The 18,880-nt window shown below is 45.7% G+C and carries 20 protein-coding genes; 13 read left to right on the top strand and 7 right to left on the bottom strand.

Annotation, left to right across the window (positions count from 1 at the left end):
- The first annotated feature begins 8 nt into the window (after positions 1–8).
- A complete protein-coding gene (locus PGW99_RS03970; RefSeq protein WP_273778844.1) occupies positions 9–1,070 on the top strand; it encodes a sulfate/molybdate ABC transporter ATP-binding protein in 1,062 nt (353 codons plus the stop codon).
- A gap of 51 nt (positions 1,071–1,121) precedes the next feature.
- Positions 1,122–2,045 (top strand): CysB family HTH-type transcriptional regulator, encoded by a 924-nt coding sequence (locus PGW99_RS03965; protein ID WP_273778843.1) that lies wholly within the window; start codon positions 1,122–1,124, stop codon positions 2,043–2,045.
- A gap of 56 nt (positions 2,046–2,101) precedes the next feature.
- Here PGW99_RS03965 and carO read toward each other — a convergent pair whose 3' ends face one another.
- A complete protein-coding gene (carO, locus tag PGW99_RS03960) occupies positions 2,102–2,800 on the bottom strand; it encodes an ornithine uptake porin CarO (RefSeq protein ID WP_273778842.1) in 699 nt (232 codons plus the stop codon).
- A 288-nt stretch (positions 2,801–3,088) separates the two neighbouring features.
- Between carO and dapD the strand changes: the two genes are divergently transcribed.
- The 6 genes from dapD to PGW99_RS03930 all read left to right on the top strand — a co-directional run bounded on the left by dapD (position 3,089) and on the right by PGW99_RS03930 (position 7,086).
- Positions 3,089–3,910 carry a 2,3,4,5-tetrahydropyridine-2,6-dicarboxylate N-succinyltransferase gene (gene dapD / locus PGW99_RS03955; RefSeq protein ID WP_273778841.1) on the top strand — a complete coding sequence of 274 codons (822 nt, stop codon included), beginning with the start codon at positions 3,089–3,091 and terminating at the stop codon, positions 3,908–3,910.
- Between the two features lie 110 nt (positions 3,911–4,020).
- The gene (queE, locus tag PGW99_RS03950) at positions 4,021–4,731 is read left to right on the top strand and encodes a 7-carboxy-7-deazaguanine synthase QueE (RefSeq protein ID WP_273779425.1); all 711 of its coding nucleotides are present in this window, start codon (positions 4,021–4,023) and stop codon (positions 4,729–4,731) included.
- A 31-nt stretch (positions 4,732–4,762) separates the two neighbouring features.
- A complete protein-coding gene (queC, locus tag PGW99_RS03945) occupies positions 4,763–5,434 on the top strand; it encodes a 7-cyano-7-deazaguanine synthase QueC (RefSeq protein ID WP_273778840.1) in 672 nt (223 codons plus the stop codon).
- A 14-nt stretch (positions 5,435–5,448) separates the two neighbouring features.
- Positions 5,449–5,856 (top strand): hypothetical protein, encoded by a 408-nt coding sequence (locus PGW99_RS03940; RefSeq protein WP_273778839.1) that lies wholly within the window; start codon positions 5,449–5,451, stop codon positions 5,854–5,856.
- Positions 5,857–5,916: 60 nt separating this feature from the next.
- Positions 5,917–6,612 (top strand): diphthine--ammonia ligase, encoded by a 696-nt coding sequence (locus PGW99_RS03935; protein ID WP_273778837.1) that lies wholly within the window; start codon positions 5,917–5,919, stop codon positions 6,610–6,612.
- A 12-nt stretch (positions 6,613–6,624) separates the two neighbouring features.
- On the top strand, positions 6,625–7,086 hold the full coding sequence (locus PGW99_RS03930; RefSeq protein ID WP_273778836.1) for a peroxiredoxin: 462 nt from the start codon (positions 6,625–6,627) through the stop codon (positions 7,084–7,086).
- A gap of 110 nt (positions 7,087–7,196) precedes the next feature.
- Here the strand turns inward: PGW99_RS03930 and PGW99_RS03925 are convergent, their stop codons facing one another.
- Positions 7,197–7,589, bottom strand: coding sequence for a YceI family protein (locus PGW99_RS03925; protein ID WP_273778834.1), 393 nt, complete (start codon positions 7,587–7,589; stop codon positions 7,197–7,199).
- 230 nt (positions 7,590–7,819) lie between these two features.
- Positions 7,820–8,395 (bottom strand): nicotinate-nicotinamide nucleotide adenylyltransferase, encoded by a 576-nt coding sequence (locus tag PGW99_RS03920; RefSeq protein ID WP_273778832.1) that lies wholly within the window; start codon positions 8,393–8,395, stop codon positions 7,820–7,822.
- Between the two features lie 106 nt (positions 8,396–8,501).
- On the opposite strand from PGW99_RS03920, the gene PGW99_RS03915 reads away from it, so the two are divergent.
- Positions 8,502–9,302 (top strand): enoyl-CoA hydratase, encoded by an 801-nt coding sequence (locus tag PGW99_RS03915; protein WP_273778831.1) that lies wholly within the window; start codon positions 8,502–8,504, stop codon positions 9,300–9,302.
- Between the two features lie 107 nt (positions 9,303–9,409).
- Complete coding sequence (locus PGW99_RS03910; protein ID WP_273778830.1) at positions 9,410–10,168, top strand: nitroreductase family protein; 759 nt, start codon at positions 9,410–9,412, stop codon at positions 10,166–10,168.
- Between the two features lie 10 nt (positions 10,169–10,178).
- Here PGW99_RS03910 and PGW99_RS03905 read toward each other — a convergent pair whose 3' ends face one another.
- The 4 genes from PGW99_RS03905 to PGW99_RS03890 all read right to left on the bottom strand — a co-directional run bounded on the left by PGW99_RS03905 (position 10,179) and on the right by PGW99_RS03890 (position 15,618).
- The gene (locus PGW99_RS03905) at positions 10,179–10,493 is read right to left on the bottom strand and encodes an NGG1p interacting factor NIF3 (RefSeq protein ID WP_273778828.1); all 315 of its coding nucleotides are present in this window, start codon (positions 10,491–10,493) and stop codon (positions 10,179–10,181) included.
- Between the two features lie 74 nt (positions 10,494–10,567).
- A complete protein-coding gene (locus PGW99_RS03900) occupies positions 10,568–10,690 on the bottom strand; it encodes a KGW motif small protein (protein ID WP_273778827.1) in 123 nt (40 codons plus the stop codon).
- Between the two features lie 231 nt (positions 10,691–10,921).
- Positions 10,922–14,755: a phosphoribosylformylglycinamidine synthase gene (gene purL / locus PGW99_RS03895; protein ID WP_273778826.1), complete on the bottom strand. Its 3,834-nt coding sequence runs from the start codon at positions 14,753–14,755 to the stop codon at positions 10,922–10,924.
- Positions 14,756–14,916: 161 nt separating this feature from the next.
- Positions 14,917–15,618, bottom strand: a complete 702-nt coding sequence (locus tag PGW99_RS03890) for a VIT1/CCC1 transporter family protein (protein ID WP_273778825.1) — start codon at positions 15,616–15,618, stop codon at positions 14,917–14,919.
- 198 nt (positions 15,619–15,816) lie between these two features.
- On the opposite strand from PGW99_RS03890, the gene PGW99_RS03885 reads away from it, so the two are divergent.
- Genes PGW99_RS03885 through ruvB form a run of 3 tightly spaced genes read left to right on the top strand, consistent with a single transcriptional unit; the run spans position 15,817 to position 18,796 of the window.
- Entirely contained in the window at positions 15,817–17,157 is a 1,341-nt protein-coding gene (locus PGW99_RS03885) for a deoxyguanosinetriphosphate triphosphohydrolase (RefSeq protein WP_273778824.1), read from the top strand.
- A 21-nt stretch (positions 17,158–17,178) separates the two neighbouring features.
- Positions 17,179–17,781: a Holliday junction branch migration protein RuvA gene (gene ruvA, locus PGW99_RS03880; protein WP_273778823.1), complete on the top strand. Its 603-nt coding sequence runs from the start codon at positions 17,179–17,181 to the stop codon at positions 17,779–17,781.
- Positions 17,782–17,788: 7 nt separating this feature from the next.
- Positions 17,789–18,796: a Holliday junction branch migration DNA helicase RuvB gene (gene ruvB / locus PGW99_RS03875; RefSeq protein WP_273778821.1), complete on the top strand. Its 1,008-nt coding sequence runs from the start codon at positions 17,789–17,791 to the stop codon at positions 18,794–18,796.
- Positions 18,797–18,880 lie beyond the last annotated feature (84 nt).

The raw sequence follows: 18,880 nt of genomic DNA, 5'->3' as shown, positions 1-18,880 counted from the left end.
ATGACCTGATGAGTATTCAAGTTCAAAATATTGAAAAACACTTTGGTGCATTCCATGCACTTAACAACATTTCGCTGGATTTTCCGGAAGGCCAACTGGTTGCCTTACTCGGTCCTTCAGGTTGTGGAAAGACCACCCTACTGCGAATTATTGCTGGTTTGGAATCCGCAGATGGCGGCCAGGTTCTGCTCGAAGGTCAGGATGCTACTGATGTTCATGTACGCGAACGTCAAGTCGGTTTCGTCTTTCAGCACTATGCCCTGTTCCGCCACATGACCGTATTTGACAATGTGGCTTTTGGCCTACGGGTACGTCCACGCAGTACCCGTCCTTCAGAAGCAGAAATCAAGAAACGTGTCACACGCCTGCTTGATCTAGTACAACTCGGTTTTCTGGCTGATCGTTATCCAGCACAACTGTCCGGTGGTCAACGCCAGCGGATCGCCTTAGCGCGTGCCCTCGCAGTTGAACCTCGCGTATTATTGCTAGATGAACCCTTTGGTGCATTAGATGCCAAAGTGCGTAAGGAATTACGCCGCTGGTTACGTACCTTGCATGATGAACTGCACATTACCTCAATTTTTGTCACCCATGATCAGGAAGAAGCACTCGAAGTAGCTGACCAGATCGTGGTGATGAATAAAGGTAATATTGAACAAATCGGTTCGCCACGTGAAGTCTATGAAAAACCGGCGACCCCCTTTGTTTTTGACTTTTTGGGACAAGCCAATCGCTTTGAAGGTGAACATTATCAAGGGGTGCTTCAGCTCGGGCAAGACCGGATTCAGTTCGCCACGGAAGCAAACGCTCCACAAGGCAAGATCATTGCATTTGCCCGTCCGGATGAATTACATCTACATGCACAACCACAACAGAATGCGATTCAAGCAACATTCTTGCGTGAATTGTGGATTGCTGGAAAAGTTGTGGCAGAATTACAGGATCGTGAAGGTCGTTTAATTGAGATTTCTTTAAGCCCAGAAGAAGCAAAATTACACCAATTTAAACCTAACCAAACAGTCTGGGTCAGTGCAATTACACTGCACCTCTTTGCGGATCAAGCCGCTTAAGTGCAGTTATGGACAGGACGCTTCCTGTCCACTTAGAAGGTATGCTTTATTATGAATTTTCAACAACTCAGAATTATCCGAGAAACGGTTCGACAAAACTTTAATTTAACCGAAGCTTCCGCGGCACTGTATACCTCTCAGTCGGGTGTGAGTAAACACATCAAAGATCTAGAGGATGAGTTGGGGGTACAACTGTTTATCCGCAAAGGTAAACGTCTTTTAGGTCTGACGGAACCCGGCCAGGCCCTGCTCAGCATCGTTGAGCGCATGCTGGTTGATGCCGATAACATCAAACGTCTGGCAGATGATTTCAACAAGGTGGATGAAGGGACTTTAACGATTGCCACCACGCATACGCAGGCACGTTATGTGTTACCGCCGATTGTCAACCAGTTCAAGAAAGCCTTTCCTAAAGTGCATTTAGTCCTGCAACAGGCCAGCCCGGTTGAAATCGCAGAAATGTTGCTGCAGGGCGAAGCGGATATTGGTATTGCCACTGAATCTTTAACGACGGAAGAAAATCTGGCCAGCGTGCCTTACTATAACTGGCAACATAGTATTATTGTTCCGCAGAGTCATCCCCTGACCCAAGTACCAAACATTACCTTAGAAGATTTGGCCCATTATCCGATTATTACCTATCATGGTGGTTTCACCGGTCGTTCGAAAATCGACAAGGCCTTTGAAGATGCTGGAATTGATGTGGATCTGGTGATGTCTGCATTGGATGCTGATGTGATCAAGACCTATGTCGAACTGGGTATGGGCGTAGGGATTGTCAATGATGTCGCCTATGATCCGGAACGTGATTACCGTTTAAAGCAAATCAAAACCGATATTTTCGGCGTTAATACCACCTGGATTGCGGTGCGCAAAGGGCATTTGTTACGCGGTTATGGCTACGAGTTTATTTCCTTATGCTCACCAGAAGCTGATATCAAGGCACTGAAAAAAGTCGCTTATCCAGAAGACTAATTCAACTCCCCCCATCACAAAAGGGCCATTCACTGGCCCTTTTTTAATTCACAAGTTTAAAAACGGTAGTTAATGCCGAGTTTAGCTACGGGCAACCATTCATATTTGTCATCATTTCGGATTTCATCTAAATGGTTATCTAGTACCGGATCGCCACCTGCATAACTTGTACCATTGGTTTTTACATTGGTCACACTTGGGTTACCCGTATAGTAAGCCCCGATTTCCCCAAATACCCCCCAGCGATCATTGAGCGCTGGTGAATAACCCAAACCTAGATACGGTGCGATTTGATTGTCATAACTGACATCAGCAGAAAGCGAGTTATAAGTCGTCGTCTGTCCATCAATTTTAATCGGATTACCATCGGAACGGGCACGCAAACCATACTCCTGATCCACATAACCTACACCGGCAGCCATATAAAAGGCATTGGCCCACGGACGGATTTCAGCATTTAAGTAGGTCAGGTTGTTGTCCATATCGACATCATAGTTGACATCATCATATTCAACATCGTCATCCCAAGAGATATCACCACCGTTATAACCCAGTGTCACCCCGACATAAGGATTGGCATTATAGGTAATGGCACCACCATAGCCAGTGGTCCCAACTTCAGCACGTACAGAAGCAGGCTTAAAAAATGAAAATTGAGAGCCGTCTTCTTTGATAATCTCTTCATCAGCAGCATTGGCTGTCATGGCCATGGTGCCTAAGGCAGTCGATAGTGCAACTAATCGTAAAACATTCATGTTCACTCTCCTCGAAAAATGATTTTTTCGTTTTCAGTTCCATATTGTATAAACGTCATGCTAAAGCAGCTTTTTCATGGTTTTTAGAACGAAATCAGGCGCTTTATGTTATTTTTTGCTACACCTTTTAACTTTTCTTGTCTGTACAGAAGTTTTTGTAAAACCGATCAGCCCGTAAAATACACTCTCCTGTTCAGCTGACTTAATTTTAATAAAGTCTTCGGTTTTTTTCGGTCTATCCCGATTCAAATAGTGTAAAATCTTAGAAATTTTTCTGGAAGGAACATCATGTCTCAGCTTTCGACTATTATTGAGCAAGCATTTGAAGACCGCGCTAATTTTACTGCAGCAGACTGTCCTGCAGAAATCCGTGAAGCAGTTGAGCAAGCAATCGCTGGTTTAGACAATGGCACGCTTCGTGTAGCTGAAAAAATCGATGGTGAATGGGTTGTTCACCAGTGGTTGAAAAAAGCAGTTTTATTATCTTTCAAACTGAACGATAACAAACCAATCGAGTCATGCGACCTTCGCTTCTATGACAAAGTAGACACTAAATTCTCTGGCTGGACTGAAGAACAATTCAAAGCAGCTGGTGTGCGTGTTGTACCACCCGCTGTTGCACGTAAAGGTAGCTACCAGGCGAAAAACGTGGTGTTGATGCCATCTTATGTCAACATCGGTGCTTATGTAGATGAAGGCACCATGGTGGATACCTGGGCAACTGTCGGTTCATGTGCACAAATCGGTAAAAATGTACACCTGTCTGGTGGTGTAGGTATTGGTGGTGTTCTTGAACCACTTCAAGCCAACCCAACCATTATTGAAGACAACTGCTTCATCGGTGCACGTTCTGAAATCGTGGAAGGCGTGATTGTTGAAGAAGGTTCTGTGATTTCAATGGGCGTGTTCATTGGTCAATCGACCAAGATTTATGACCGCGCTACGGGTGAAATCCATTACGGCCGTGTACCTGCGGGTTCTGTTGTGGTTGCGGGTAGCCTTCCGTCTAAATGTGGTACTTACAGCCTGTATGCTGCGATCATCGTGAAAAAAGTAGATGCGCAAACCCGTGCTAAAACCAGCTTGAACGATTTGCTTCGCGACGACTAATTTATTCTGTTGCGGAACTTTATCGTTCCTCGGAGCTTCAATCGCTCCTTGTCTCTACGGTTGTCATGACCGTAGGGATTTTTGTTTTTTAACTCTGCGGTATTTGAATGATGACTTCTTTACGCTCTAGTGCCATTCCTGTTTCTGATCCGGCTGCGGGCTTGCGTATTACCGAGATTTTTTATTCTCTGCAAGGCGAAGCAAATACTGCAGGCTTACCGACGGTCTTTATCCGTTTAACCGGTTGTCCACTCCGCTGTAGTTATTGTGATACCACCTATTCCTTTGAAGGTGGTGAACGGCAATCCTTGAAAGACATTATTCAAACAGCTTTGTCTTATCAGACCCCGTATATTTGTGTGACAGGCGGTGAACCTTTAGCACAGCCCAACTGTTTGCCATTGTTAAGCCGCTTGTGCGATCTGGGTTGCCAAGTTTCGCTCGAAACCAGCGGGGCACTGGATGTATCAAAAGTTGATCCGCGTGTATACAAAGTCCTGGATTTAAAAACTCCGACCTCCGGTGAACAACAGCGCAATCTGCTCAGTAACCTTGAATATTTGACCGCTCATGACCAGATCAAATTCGTAATCTGTAACCGCGAAGATTATGAATGGTCGAAACAGCAGGTACAGAACTACCAATTACAGGATAAAGTGTCCACGGTATGGTTCTCCCCTGCCTTTGCGGTAGAGAAAAATGCGGTAAAACTGCCTGCACTCGCACGTGATCTGGCTCAGTGGATTTTACAAGACCATCTCCCTGTTCGCTTCCAGCTACAATTGCATAAATTATTGTGGAATGACGAAACCGGTCGTTAATCCTTCATCACTTATAACATTGGAGTATCGTATGCGCCCTCGTGCCATTGTTCTGTTATCTGGCGGCTTAGACTCAACCACCTGTTTAGCTTGGGCGCAAGCACGTTATGAGTGTATTGCCCTCAGTTTTATGTATAGTCAACGTTCCACCACCGAGCTGGATGCAGCAAAAGCCCTCACGCAGCGTGCAGGTGTTGAACATCGCATTATTAATATTGACTTGGGCAATTTAGGCGGTTCTGCTCTGACCGATCATAATATTGATGTGCCTGAACAAGAACAGGAAGGCATCCCGGTCACTTATGTACCAGCACGCAATACCATTTTCTTATCTTATGCCTTGGCAGCTGCAGAAGTGTTTGATGCTGAAGCGATTGTGATTGGCATTAACGCGGTGGATTATTCAGGTTATCCCGATTGTCGTCCGGAATTTATTGAGGCCTTTGCCCGTATGGCACAGTTGGCCACTAAAGCCGGTGTAGAAGGCAAACCACTTAAATTTGAAACACCTTTGTTACATTTATCCAAAGCGAATATTATACGTTTAGGCATTGAACATGGCGTAGACTACAGTCAAACTGTCTCCTGCTATCAGGCAGACGAGCAAGGACGTGCTTGTGGCAAGTGTGATAGCTGCCGTCTACGTAAACAAGGTTTTCTAGATGCAGGTGTGCCGGACCCGACACGTTATAGACCGCAATAACCAGGTACTTCATTATGAAACAGTTAAAAGCAAAAATTATTCTATCCACACTGGTTTCTGCTGCCGCACTCATGGCAGGTACAACCCACGCAGAAACCAACAAAATTCAGGAAGCGTACAAAAGTACCAATGTCAAAGCGGCACTGATTAATGTCTGTAAAGAAGAAACTGCCAAAGGTAAAAAACTGACTGCTGCAGAAGCCAGCAAATACTGTAGCTGTGCAGTTGAAGCAGATGGTAAATTGACCAATGCACAAAAATGGGAAATTCAAAGCACCATCAACCAGAAAAAAAGCCCGGCAACACTCGCATTTGTGCAAAAACAAAACCGTGACTTACAAGCCTGCTTTGGTCCACAGCTGACTGGTAAATTAAAAACCTTAAGCGAAGAAGCCATGAAATCGGCGCAAGCAAAAAAATAATCCTTTTTTATGCCATAAAGCCTGCATTTGCAGGCTTTTTATTTATAAAGTTGAACAACCATGCAACATGAATGGAAAACTAACGCTGAACAGCACAAATTCGTTGTGTCGTTCAGTGGTGGCAAAGACAGCACATTGGCTCTATATCACGCCCTGCAGGTTGGTGAAGCAATCGGCCTAATCATTATGCTGGAAGAAAATGGTCAACGTTCACGCTCACATGCCATGAGCAGAGCGATTATTCAAGCACAGGCTGATGCCCTCGGTCTTCCAATAATTAGTGCATCATCGAGCTGGAATGATTATGAAGCCAAATTTCTGGATTTACTGGCTCAAGCCAAAACACAAGATGCAGACGTTTTAGTCACAGGCGATTTAGATATGCCTGAACATGGTTGCTGGCATGAGCGTGTGGCTCAACAAGCGGGCCTTAAACTCAGTATGCCGCTCTGGCAACGGCCACATCGTGAAGTGATTGATGAATTTATTCAACTCGGTTTCAAAAGCGTGATTGTCACAGTGAATTTAGACCTAGGCATGACCGCAGATGATCTAGGGAAAATCCTGACGTATGAATATATCCTGCAACTAGAACAGCGCGGCATTGATCCTTGTGGTGAAGGAGGTGAATTTCACACCACGGTGATTGATGGGCCAATATTTAAAAATTCGATTCCTGTACGTTCAGGTGAAATTCTGTATCATGGCGAATATGCTTTTTTACCTCTTGAACTTAACGATTCTGTCGGCGCATAAAGGATCAAACAGATGACTGAACACATCACCTTACTGGATCAGATTTTTCCAGCAACCAACGGCGAAATCAACTTAAATGACATTGCCTCAGACTGGCTGATTGTCTACTTTTATCCTAAAGACTCCACTCCGGGCTGCACTACACAGGCGCTTGATTTTACGAGCATGAAAGAGCAGTTTACAGCTTTAGGTGCTACCATCATTGGGGTATCACGTGACTCGGTGAAATCTCATCAGAACTTTACCGAAAAGCAGGCACTCAGTATTAATTTGATCAGCGACAAAGAAGAAGTGTTATGTAAACACTTTGATGTAATTAAAGAAAAAAATATGTATGGCAAACAGGTCATGGGCATCGAACGTTCGACCTTTATTTTCCACAAAGGTGAACTGGTCAAAAGCTATCATAAAGTGAAAGCGGCTGGCCATGCCGAACAAGTTCTGGCAGATCTAAAAGCGCTGAAAACCAGCTAAATTAATCATTGCAAAAATGAAAAGATAGGCAGGTAGATCATATTTACGTGCCTACTTTTTTATTGACTTTATAGCGATAAACATTCTAGCGATAGAATAGCCAGTAGGACTTATTTAGCCTGCCACTGTCCAGACACTTCAATCATCACTTTTTCCCCCATCCCTGCAAAGGCTTTTTTCATCCCGAAATCCTCACGCTTCACCACAGTTTTCGCTTCCACATCCAGCAGTCGTGGATCATTACTATTAGGTTTTAACCTTGTCTTCAGCATTACCGGTTGGGTGATTCCTCGCAAAGTGAGATCGCCTTTAATATCATATTGATGATTGCCTAAGGCAATAAATTCACGGCTGTTGAACCTCGCTGTTGGATACTGTTCTACAAAAAAGAACCGCTCGCCCAACAACAGATCTTTCAGTCCCGATTTATTCACGCGAACGCTATTCATCTGCAGCACCAACTGAGCCGAGGCATTTTGTGGCGTGGTAGGATCAAATTTCATATTCGACTGAAACTAGGTAAACTGGCCTTTTACCAGAGAAAACCCCATAGCGCGAATATTAAATCCTACCTGAGTTTTCGGGGTCAGCGTCCATGCTTGGGCATTCGTCTGTATCATGATGCTTAGGCTAAATACACTGAGCATGCAAGTAATGGCTAATCTCATTCTGAGCTTCATCCCATTCAAGCCCCAGTCAGTGCAAGAGATCTTGCCTCGACTAATGAGCATACTCAGGATTCAGCAAGATTGCTTTTATCTTGCGTCAGGTATTTGTGCTGCAATTGGTGGTAAATGGGTGTTTTTTGAAAATTCTGTAAAAACCGAATCGTGCCTGCAGGAAATGCTTCCGTTTGAATCTCACCACGGTAATAGGCTTCCCGCATCGGCGTGGCTGAAATTGCTCCATGCAAACTGTCGAGTTCTACCATGGTCCATTCAGGAAAAAGATTGAGATAATACGAAGATTCATCCTTAAAATGACCAATCAGGCCTATTTTGGCATCCGTTTCTACTATACCGGCCACCAGATCTTTCACCTGTTTTACCCATTTTTCGTCATTGTAGACATCAATGACGTGGACAAAACGGATCCGCTCCTGTTCATCAATCGGGAAATTGGACAGAATCATCTGTTCACGTTCAGAGGCAGAAAATGGATTCTTGATATTGCGTTCAGCCTGAGCCGAACCCAAAGCCAAAATCACCTGCTGACTTTGCTGCAAGGCCAAATGGACCGTTTGCAGATGAGCAAGATGGAACGGTTGAAAACGTCCAATAAAAACGAGATAGTCAAATGCTGGCTTCATAGTGCTAGAAAAATTTTTATGAACTCATCAGTTACTACAGAATTTTTTATTCTACGCCATAATGAGTCGCATAATTTGAACAATAGATGAAAGCAAGGATAGTACGATGACACTGCGCTGTATTCAACAGCCCCATCCACATTTACATGCGGAATTAGCTCACGGGGTTCTGACTTTAGCCATCCAGCGGCCGGAAAGCAAAAATGCTCTGTATGGCGAACTGTATTTATGGATTGCCCAGGCGCTTGATGAAGCTGACCAATCCCAAGAGGTTCGCGTGGTCATTTTGCGCGGTGCAACGGCTGATTTTACCGCAGGCAATGATATGCAGGACTTTATGAAATTCGTTCAGTCCCCGCTACAAGGCAAAGCTGGAGATGCTCCTCCCTTTGTGTTGCTCAAAGCTGCTGCTCGTTTTTCTAAACCGCTCATTGCTGCCGTACGAGGCGTGGCGATTGGCATTGGTGTCACCATTTTATTACATACAGACTTGGCTTATAGTGATGAAAGTGCCTTGTTCCAGCTACCTTTTGTCAGCTTGGGACTCTCTCCGGAAGGTGCTTCAAGCAAATTGCTGGTACAGCGTGCCGGTTACCATCAAGCTGCCGAATTGCTGTTTACCGCAGAAAAATTTAACAGCACCAAGGCAATGCAAATCGGCCTAATCAATTCGATTGAAAGCGATGTCTACGCTTATGCACAAATGCAAGCACAGAAGCTGGCCTCACTCCCCTTGGCATCACTCAAACAGACCAAAGCGCTGATGAAACACGATTTAGCGGAGATTTTGACCTGTATTGATCATGAAGCTGAGATTTTTATGCAACGGGTTTCATCGCCAGAAATGAGAGAAGCCGTACAAGCCTTTATGCAAAAACGTAAGCCGGATTTCAGCCAATTTAACTAAATGAAGAATCCACAGGATGACTGGATGATTAACATCCATCTCAGTCATCCATCGAAATCCGGTTTGATGCTAAGATCACTGATCCTTTCTATTTTACGTCGATTACCATGTCAAATTCCGATACCGCTAAAGAACGTTATTACGAAGCTGCCCCACAAGATATCGATGTCGATAACTTTAAAAAAGTGATCCAGAGCCGTCGTTCGGTACGTAAATTTACTGAAAAACCGATTCCTGAGCACATTTTGGATGAATGTCTGAATTTAGCCCTGCTTGCACCGAATTCATCCAATTTACAACCATGGACCTTTTATGTGGTGCAATCAGCGCACAAGAAAAAGCAATTGGTCAAAGCCTGCCTGAGCCAATTGGCAGCACAAACAGCAGCAGAACTCATTGTTTGTGTGGCACGTACCGACCGCATTGATGAAATGGCGAAAAAGAACATCAGTGAATTCCCTTTTCCCGAAGCACCGGCTGCCGTAAAAAAATATTACCGCCTGATCCCATATAACTATAAAACCGGCTACCTGAACAGTTTTGGTCACTTTAAGAAAGTCGCCTTTTCTGTAGCACGTACCTTGGATAAACAACTGCCCGTTTCAGCATTTAGCCCGGCTGATGCCAAACTCTGGGCAAGCAAGAGCACTGCCCTCGCCTGTGAAAACCTGGTTTTAGCATTACGCGCTTATGGTTTTGACAGCTGCATGATGGAAGGTTTTGATGAACCACTGTTGCGTAAAATTATCGGCTTAAATGACCAGCAATATCCAGTGATGGTAATTGCAGCCGGTGAACGTGCTGCGGATGGTGTGTTCTATCCGCAGTACCGTTTTGAACGTGAGTTATTTATCCAGAAAATTTAAAATCGGTCACTCAATCTACGCTCAGCAACTGGATAAATTCAAAGGCAGGCTCTTCATAAGGATGGCTTGCCTTGAGTGCTTTTGCCACAGATGCAGCATGCTCTTCAGGCACGATGGTTTCCACACGCCATTCCGGCACTTGCTCTAAGGCATTTAACTCACCAATAAATGGATTGGCACCCTTGACCGGTTTGAATTGTCCCACACCCATCACCTGCCAGGCGCATTGTTCATAATTGCCAATTCCGCCCGCACCTGCAGTAAAAATCGCCTGTTTGGTCGACTCCAGATGAGATTCTGGTACATAGTAAATCAGCTTCAACATCTCGTTTTTTCCATGATCATCTTCCCTGTTCTATAACGGAGAATCTAGTTCAATACCAGTCAGAACGATCAAGATCAGGTAAATTTCAACAAATAGCCCATAACGATCAACAGAACCTGCACACTGATCACGCCAGCAAACCAAAGCCAACCTGTGGAGCGTCGCGTGGGCTGATCGGATATCTTGTTATTTTTCATACTCCAGTCCTCTCATTGTTATTATCTTGATTGAAATTTTTGCTTTTGTTCACAGTTACAACGAAACCAATATACGCTGACTTCTAGCGTTTACCAATTTACCTTTGCTTAAAATATGATGAAGTTCGAAGCAAGAACCACACCAACCGTAACAGAAAATTAATCCTTGCTTCGATATGTTAAAAGCAAAAAAGCCACCCGCAGGTGGCTTTCTGTTTTTTATCAGGACAATTATCCGATAAATTTACGTGCGTTACGGAACATACGTAACCAAGCACCATCTTGATCCCAATCTTCTGGTTTCCATGAATGCTGGATCGCGCGGAAGTTACGCTCAGGGTGTGGCATCATAATCGTTGCACGACCATCTTTTGACGTCACGCCAGTTATCGCATCTGGAGAACCATTCGGATTCAACGGATAATGTTGAGTCGGATTGCCATGGCTATCCACATAACGTAATACCACTTGGTTCGCAGCGTTCAAACTCGCCAAATTAGCTTCTGGCGCAACCACACGACCTTCACCATGCGCCACGGCGATTGGTAGAATCGAACCTTCCATACCTTCAAGCATGATCGAGACTGATTTCTCAACACGGACGTTCACAGCACGCGCTTCGAATACTTCTGAAGTATTACGATGGAAACGTGGCCATGCTTCAGCACCTGGAATCAGCGGTGCAAGCTGTGACAACATTTGACAACCATTACATACACCGAGAGAGAAAGTTTCTTCACGGTTGAAGAATTTTTCAAACTGGTCACGCAATTTGGCATTAAACAGCACCGATTTCGCCCAGCCACCGCCTGCACCGAGTACGTCACCATACGAGAAACCACCACAGGTTACCAGACCTTGGAAATCATCCAGGCTGACACGGCCAGCAAGCAAATCGCTCATATGCACATCGACGGTATTGAAGCCGACTTTATCAAAAGCCGCTGCCATTTCGACATGACCGTTAATACCCTGTTCACGCAATACTGCCATATTTGGACGGCGCAGATTTAGATATGGCGCTTCGATTTCTTCATTCAAATCGAAAGTTGGCTGTGCGATCAGACCTTTATGGTTTTTGTCTGCAATTAGAGCGAATTCTTGATCAGCAGTTTCCACGTTATCACGTAAACGCTGGATCTGGTGCGACACTTCAGCCCAAGCTTGTTGCAATTCAGCACGCTCAAGCACTAAACCATTCACAGACAATTGATCTGTGTCATTCACACGACCTACGACTGCAATTGCACCATTAAGTGCAGACGCTGCAATTTCAGCTTGTAACGCATCCCAGTCGGCTGCCTTGATTTGCAACACGGCGCCAATTTCTTCAGCAAACAGGCCAGCAACAGATTGATCTTCAAGCGCTACACCTAGACGGGAAGCAAACATCATTTCCGCCACAGTCGCCAGCAAACCACCATCACCGATGTCATGATAGGCCTGGATCAGACCACGGTTGTTCCAGTCTTGAACTAAAGCAAAGAACGCTTTGAATTCGTCAAAGCTATCGACATCCGGAGTGGTCGTACCGATCGCTTTATATACTTGCGCCAGGATCGAACCACCCAAACGGAACTGACCGCGCGATAGATCAATACGGACCAGTACTGAATCTTGGCCTGCTTTTAATTCAGGCGTCAATGTCTTACGAACGTCGTTGACTGGTGCAAATGCAGTGATCACACCTGTCATTGGCGAAGTCACAGATTTGTCTTCACCATTGTCATTCCAGGTGGTACGCATGGATAAGGAGTCTTTACCGACTGGAATTGCGATACCTAATGCTGGACACATTTCCATACCGATGGCTTTTACCCCTTCAAACAAGGCCTGATCTTCACCTTTCTGACCTGCAGCGGCCATCCAGTTCGCCGACAATTTGATGTCACTGATCTGTTCAATGTTGGCACACATGATGTTGGAAATGGCTTCTGCCACGGCTAAACGTGCAGATGCAGCTGGATTCAACAAAGCGACTGGTGGACGTTCACCCATCGCCATGGCTTCACCAGTGAAACCTTGCAAGCTCGTTGTGGTCACAGCAGCATCGGCAACCGGCACCTGCCAACGGCCCACAAACTGGTCACGTGCGACCATACCGGTAATCGAACGGTCACCAATGGTGATCAGGAAGGATTTTGATGCAACCGTCGGGTTTTTCAACACGCGGAAGATCGCATCTTTCAAATCCACTTGTGCTGCATCAAAGTCATTGCCTTGACGTGGCTGGGTTTCATACGAACGCTGCATGCGTGGCGTACCACCGAGCATCACCTGCATCGGGATATCCACCGGGTTGTTATTAAACAACGGATCTTTTACGGTTAATTGACGAGCTTCAGTCGCCTCACCCAACACCGCAAACGGACAACGTTCACGGGCACAGATCGATTCAAATAGTTCCAAAGATTCCGGACGGATCGCCAAGACATAACGTTCTTGTGCTTCATTCGACCAGATTTCCATTGGCGACATGCCTGGCTCAAGTGAAGGAATCTTGCGCAGGTTTAGGATCGCACCAAGTTCATGATCATTAACCAGTTCTGGCATCGCATTGGATAAACCACCGGCACCCACATCATGAATGGAAACCACTGGGTTAAAGTCTTCCATGCGCCAGCAGGTATCAATCACTTCTTGGCAACGACGTTCCATTTCCGGGTTTTCACGTTGTACTGACGCGAAATCCAGGCTTTCACCCATGGTACCGCTGTCTACAGAAGACGCTGCGCCACCACCGAGACCGATCAACATCGCTGGACCACCCAGAACGATCAGCAAATCACCCGGCTGAATCGCGTCTTTTTCTACATGATCCGGACGGATGTTACCGTAACCACCGGCGATCATGATTGGTTTATGGAAACCTTTCACTTCACCATTAACGTTTTGTTCAAAGGTACGGAAATAACCGTTCAGGTTTGGACGGCCAAATTCGTTGTTAAACGCAGCACCACCCAACGGACCTTCAATCATAATTTGTAACGGAGATGCCATACGCGATGGCTTGCCGTAATTTTCTTCCCATGGCTGTTCAAAACCAGGAATATTTAGGTTGGATACGGTAAAACCGGTTAAACCAGCTTTTGGCTTACCACCACGACCAGTTGCACCTTCATCACGGATTTCACCACCTGAACCGGTTGCTGCACCCGCAAATGGGGAAATCGCGGTTGGGTGGTTGTGCGTTTCCACCTTCATCAGGATGTGAGCCGCTTGGCTCTTGTATTTATACACATAATGACCAGTTTCATCCTGTTTTGGATAGAAACGCTGGGTGTCATAACCAACAATCACGGATGCGTTGTCTTTATAGGCTGACAATACATCTGTTGGTGATTCTTTGTAGGTATTTTTAATCATCTGGAACAAAGATAGTGGCTGTTTTTCACCATCGATGGTCCATTCAGAACCAAAAATTTTGTGACGGCAGTGCTCAGAGTTGGCCTGCGCAAACATCATCAATTCGATGTCATTCGGGTTACGGCCTAGCTCAGTAAAGGCACGGGTCAAATAATCAATTTCTTCTTCAGATAAAGCAAAGCCAAATTCATTATTGGCTTTCACCAAAGCATCTTTGCCCTGACCTAAAATATCAATCGCATTTAAAGGCTTCGGTGCAGTTTCAGTGAACAATGCCTTGGCATCGTCAATCTGGTTAAACACGTTTTCTGTCATGCGGTCGTGTAAAGCCAGTAAAACTTCTTTAGAAAGCTCAGTCACGCCTTTAAGCGTATACAACACGCCGCGTTCTAAACGGTGTACGGGGGTGTTACAGTTTTGGAAGATATCGGTCGCTTTAGAAGACCACGGCGAAATCGTACCTACACGCGGTGTAACCAGAATCTGGATTTCATCACTCGCTGCCTGGCGCAGTTCAAAAGCGGTACCATCGTTCAAAAGCTGTAAAGCAGATTGATGTTGCTGCTCGTTGAGCGCTTGATCAAACAGATAAACCCATTGGCTTTCTATTGATTGAACAGAACTAATTGACGCTAAACGTGTTAATAGTTGAGTTTTCTTAAAAGAAGAATGTGCTGGTGCACCGGCCACGATAAACATGCTGATTTTGGCTCCACGGGCAAGTCTTTTGGACCTTACCGCAATGTGACTTAGAGAGAACGCATATTCTACTGTGAAAGGTCATTTTGAGCTAGTGATTCGGGCAGGAAAAAAACTGGCATTTTCCTACCCAACAAATAAAAACAACGATTTAGCTCAAATTATACTGGTGCAACCTGAAACAAAGAGCCCACCCAGTAACTAAATAGCATGGCGATCACCCCCCAAATCATCACCCGGATCGCACCACGCCAGGCACTGACACCACCTACATAGCTGGCCAAGGCCCCCATCAGCCCCAAGGTAATCACGCCCACCAGCATGATGCTTCGTTCCAGCGCCTGTTCAGGCAGCAGTAAAATCGCCACCAGTGGAAAAAGTGATCCCACGGTAAAGGCCAAGGCCGAGGAACCTGCAGCCTGTAACGGTTGTGCTGCGGTATGTTCGATAATCCCGATCTCATCCCGTGCATGTGCTTCCAGTGCGTTATACGCAGTAAGCTGTTTGGCAACTTCCGCTGCCAACTCAGGTTCCAGACCACGCTCGATATAAATATGTTTCAGTTCTTGTAATTCTTCTTCTGGATGCCGTTCCAGTGCACGGCTTTCCATCAACAGGTCATTTTTTTCAATGTCCTGCTGCGACTTTACGGAAATATATTCTCCAGCGGCCATGGAAGCAGCACCAGAAATCAGTCCGGCCACACAGGTGACTAACAAGGTTTGTGTGCTGGCACCACTCGCCGCCATCCCCACCACCAAACTCGTAACGGAAATAATTCCGTCATTTGCACCTAAAACTGCAGCACGCAACCATCCCGCACGTTCAAGGAAATGTTTTTCCAAATGATAAGAATGACGCACAATACTTGCTCATATTGATAGGATGACTGTCATGATCAACCATCCCACCCTTTCTGTAAATAGATAAATTTATTGAATTTTTTAAAGTATTCTCATTTACCTTTTTGTTTACTTTTACACGACATATTGTGACGTTGCACTCTAGAGATCGTCATTAAATTTTGGCATGATCTAATTTTATTTCGATTGAATAAATAAATGACCCAAATGCGTTGGTTGGAACTGTTATCCGCGGTTCGTCTAGGCAGTAAAAAAAGTAGTAATGAACTGGCACGCAGTCCTTTTCACAAAGATTATGATCGTATTGTTTTCTCGCAAAGTTTCCGGCAACTGAACCGTAAAACCCAGGTCCACCCCTTAACCCAGCACGATGGCATCCATACCCGTCTCACCCATTCTCTAGAAGTGTCCTGTATTGGCCGTTCCCTCGGCATGCTGGCCGCGGAAAAAATCAAAACAGAATTACCGATGTGGATTACTCCGGCTGATGTGGGGGCGATTATTCAGGCCGCCTGTCTGGCGCATGATATTGGCAATCCTCCGTTTGGTCATGCCGGTGAATATGCCATTCGTGAATGGTTTGATGATGCTTCACACCGTGATTTCCTGAAGGAACTCTCCCCGGAAGAAGAAGCGGATGTACGCCAGTTTGAAGGCAATGCACAAGGCTTACGCTTGCTCACCAAAATTGATTACCATCCAGATGATGGCGGTATGCGTCTTACCCATGCCACTCTCGGCGCCTATCTCAAGTACCCCTGGTTATCCAAAACGATTGCCTCACAAGGTGATCGGCCGTCACATCAACGAGCCAAATTTGGCTGCTATCAGTCGGAAAAAGAGACTTTGCAACAAATTGCTGAACAATTGGGTTTAATTCAGCTCGGAGACTATCACTACTGCCGCCATCCTCTGACCTATCTACTGGAAGCGGCGGATGACATTTGTTACGCGCTAATTGATCTCGAAGATGGCATTATTCTGCATATGCTGAGTTATGAAGAGGTTGAACCGGTATTCCTGAATTTACTCGGTGATTATGGTCTGCCTGCTGAATTAAATCTGCCACACAGTACCTGGCAGCAAAAAATTGCTGCACTGCGTGGCCGGGTCATGAAACGTCTCGTTGAAGAAGTCACCAGTGCATTTGCCAAACACCATTATGAAATTTTGTCCGGGAGACTCGAAGGGGGATTATTACAGTATTGCTCTCCCGATATTGCGCTTGGCATCCAGCGTGCAAAAAATATGGCACGAGAGAAAATTTTCGAGCATCGACAGAAATCCGATCTGGAAATTGTCGCACATATGAGCTTGCAGCATATTTTAGATGCGTTTATTCCTTTAACCTTGCCAGAAAAGTCTTTAAGCTTTAAAGAACAGCGACTCATGTCCATCCTGCAGCAATTTGGTGCCAATTTTCAGCACAATCATTATCAGAACATCATGCAAGTGCTGGATATCATCAGTAAATTTTCTGATCATCAAGCCTATGAACTGGCTCAGGTTCTGCAAGGACGTCGGGTTGCATTTATCTAATTTTAGGAAGATCGAAATCAAATGATCGGTTGTTTAATCGGTGAAGTGTTTGCACTCGAAGCACCGACAGTATTATTGAACGTCAATGGCGTCGGCTATGAAATTGACACACCGCTATCGACTTTTTGCCAGCTGCAAAAAGGCCAGAAAGTCACCTTGTGGACCCATTTGGTGGTCCGTGAAGATGCACAGCAGCTGTTTGGCTTTAGCGATGCACAAGAAAAAACTATTTTCCGAACCTTATTAAAAGTCAACGGTGTTGGTCCGAGAATGGCGCTCGGGATCTTATCCACCTTGAGTGTTGATCTATTGATTCACAGTATTGAACATGATGATGTGAATACCTTGATCAAAGTCCCCGGGGTCGGCAAAAAAACCGCGGAGCGTCTGTTGATTGAATTACGTGATCGTTTTAAAGCGCTTTCTCATGGCAGCAATTCGAATACCAATACCATTGCACAAATCCAGTTTACCGCCAATTCCGCCGTTGCCGAGGCTGAAGCAGCGTTACAATCCTTGGGCTATAAACCTGCTGAAGCACAAAAAGCCGTTGCCGCAGCGAAGGGCGATTTCACCGAATCTGCCGATATTATCCGTGCTGCGCTTAAATCGATGATGAAGTAAATATTGTATGCAAGACCGTTTAATCACGGGCACTGAACGCCCAGAAGATCATTTTGATCGTGCCATTCGTCCGACCTCACTCGATGACTATATTGGTCAACCTGTGGTACGCGAACAGATGGAAATTTTTATTGGCGCAGCGCGTGGCCGTGGTGAAGCACTGGATCATACCCTGATTTTTGGTCCACCGGGTCTGGGTAAAACCACCCTGGCCAATATTATTGCGCGGGAAATGGGAGGAAATCTCAAATCCACCTCAGGGCCTGTTCTGGAGCGTGCCGGTGATCTGGCGGCCATGCTGACCAATCTCGAAGAAGGCGATGTGCTGTTTATTGATGAGATCCATCGCCTTTCACCCGTGATTGAAGAAATTCTGTATCCAGCCATGGAAGACTACCAGCTGGACATCATGATCGGTGAAGGTCCTGCCGCACGTTCGATTAAGCTGGATTTACCCCCGTTTACTTTGGTCGCTGCGACCACCCGTGCCGGTCTGCTCACCTCTCCGTTGCGGGATCGTTTTGGAATTGTGCAGCGCCTGGAGTTTTATTCGGTTGAAGATTTAACCCATATTGTCGCGCGTTCTGCAAGTCTGATGGATGTACCGATGACCGCAGCAGGTGCCACGGAAGTCGCACGTCGCTCGCGAGGTACACCGCGGATTGCCAACCGCCTGTTGCGCAGAGTGCGAGACTATGCGCAAGTCAAAGGTACTGGAGAAGTGACCCAAGACATGGCACAGCGTGCACTGGATATGTTGAATGTGGATAAATCCGGACTCGACACGCTTGACCGGCGTTATCTGAGCATGCTACTGGAGCGTTTTGATGGTGGACCCGCTGGGGTTGAAGCTTTGGCTGCGGCTATGGCGGAAGATTCCGGGACACTAGAAGACGTGATTGAACCCTATCTGATTCAGCAAGGTTATGTCATGCGTACTGCACGTGGCCGCATTGCCACTAACCAAGCCTATTTACAATTTGGCCTGACGCCACCAGAGCCAAAAAACGCGTAATCCTAGCTGATGATCAAGGGAGCAGTTTGCTCCCTTTATTTTGTTTTTCGCTAATTGCCTGTTTAACCAACTACTTAACACAGT

Source organism: Acinetobacter sp. GSS19 (genome assembly GCF_028621895.1).
Lineage (GTDB): Bacteria > Pseudomonadota > Gammaproteobacteria > Pseudomonadales > Moraxellaceae > Acinetobacter.
This window is presented reverse-complemented; position numbering and strand designations above follow the sequence as displayed.

Coding starts and splice junctions, on each gene's coding strand:
- PGW99_RS03970 (WP_273778844.1), top strand. CDS start 9: ATGAGTATTCAAGTTCAAAATATTGAAAAACACTTTGGTGCATTCCAT.
- PGW99_RS03965 (WP_273778843.1), top strand. CDS start 1,122: ATGAATTTTCAACAACTCAGAATTATCCGAGAAACGGTTCGACAAAAC.
- carO (WP_273778842.1), bottom strand. CDS start 2,800: ATGAATGTTTTACGATTAGTTGCACTATCGACTGCCTTAGGCACCATG.
- dapD (WP_273778841.1), top strand. CDS start 3,089: ATGTCTCAGCTTTCGACTATTATTGAGCAAGCATTTGAAGACCGCGCT.
- queE (WP_273779425.1), top strand. CDS start 4,021: ATGACTTCTTTACGCTCTAGTGCCATTCCTGTTTCTGATCCGGCTGCG.
- queC (WP_273778840.1), top strand. CDS start 4,763: ATGCGCCCTCGTGCCATTGTTCTGTTATCTGGCGGCTTAGACTCAACC.
- PGW99_RS03940 (WP_273778839.1), top strand. CDS start 5,449: ATGAAACAGTTAAAAGCAAAAATTATTCTATCCACACTGGTTTCTGCT.
- PGW99_RS03935 (WP_273778837.1), top strand. CDS start 5,917: ATGCAACATGAATGGAAAACTAACGCTGAACAGCACAAATTCGTTGTG.
- PGW99_RS03930 (WP_273778836.1), top strand. CDS start 6,625: ATGACTGAACACATCACCTTACTGGATCAGATTTTTCCAGCAACCAAC.
- PGW99_RS03925 (WP_273778834.1), bottom strand. CDS start 7,589: ATGAAATTTGATCCTACCACGCCACAAAATGCCTCGGCTCAGTTGGTG.
- PGW99_RS03920 (WP_273778832.1), bottom strand. CDS start 8,395: ATGAAGCCAGCATTTGACTATCTCGTTTTTATTGGACGTTTTCAACCG.
- PGW99_RS03915 (WP_273778831.1), top strand. CDS start 8,502: ATGACACTGCGCTGTATTCAACAGCCCCATCCACATTTACATGCGGAA.
- PGW99_RS03910 (WP_273778830.1), top strand. CDS start 9,410: ATGTCAAATTCCGATACCGCTAAAGAACGTTATTACGAAGCTGCCCCA.
- PGW99_RS03905 (WP_273778828.1), bottom strand. CDS start 10,493: ATGTTGAAGCTGATTTACTATGTACCAGAATCTCATCTGGAGTCGACC.
- PGW99_RS03900 (WP_273778827.1), bottom strand. CDS start 10,690: ATGAAAAATAACAAGATATCCGATCAGCCCACGCGACGCTCCACAGGT.
- purL (WP_273778826.1), bottom strand. CDS start 14,755: ATGTTTATCGTGGCCGGTGCACCAGCACATTCTTCTTTTAAGAAAACT.
- PGW99_RS03885 (WP_273778824.1), top strand. CDS start 15,817: ATGACCCAAATGCGTTGGTTGGAACTGTTATCCGCGGTTCGTCTAGGC.
- ruvA (WP_273778823.1), top strand. CDS start 17,179: ATGATCGGTTGTTTAATCGGTGAAGTGTTTGCACTCGAAGCACCGACA.
- ruvB (WP_273778821.1), top strand. CDS start 17,789: ATGCAAGACCGTTTAATCACGGGCACTGAACGCCCAGAAGATCATTTT.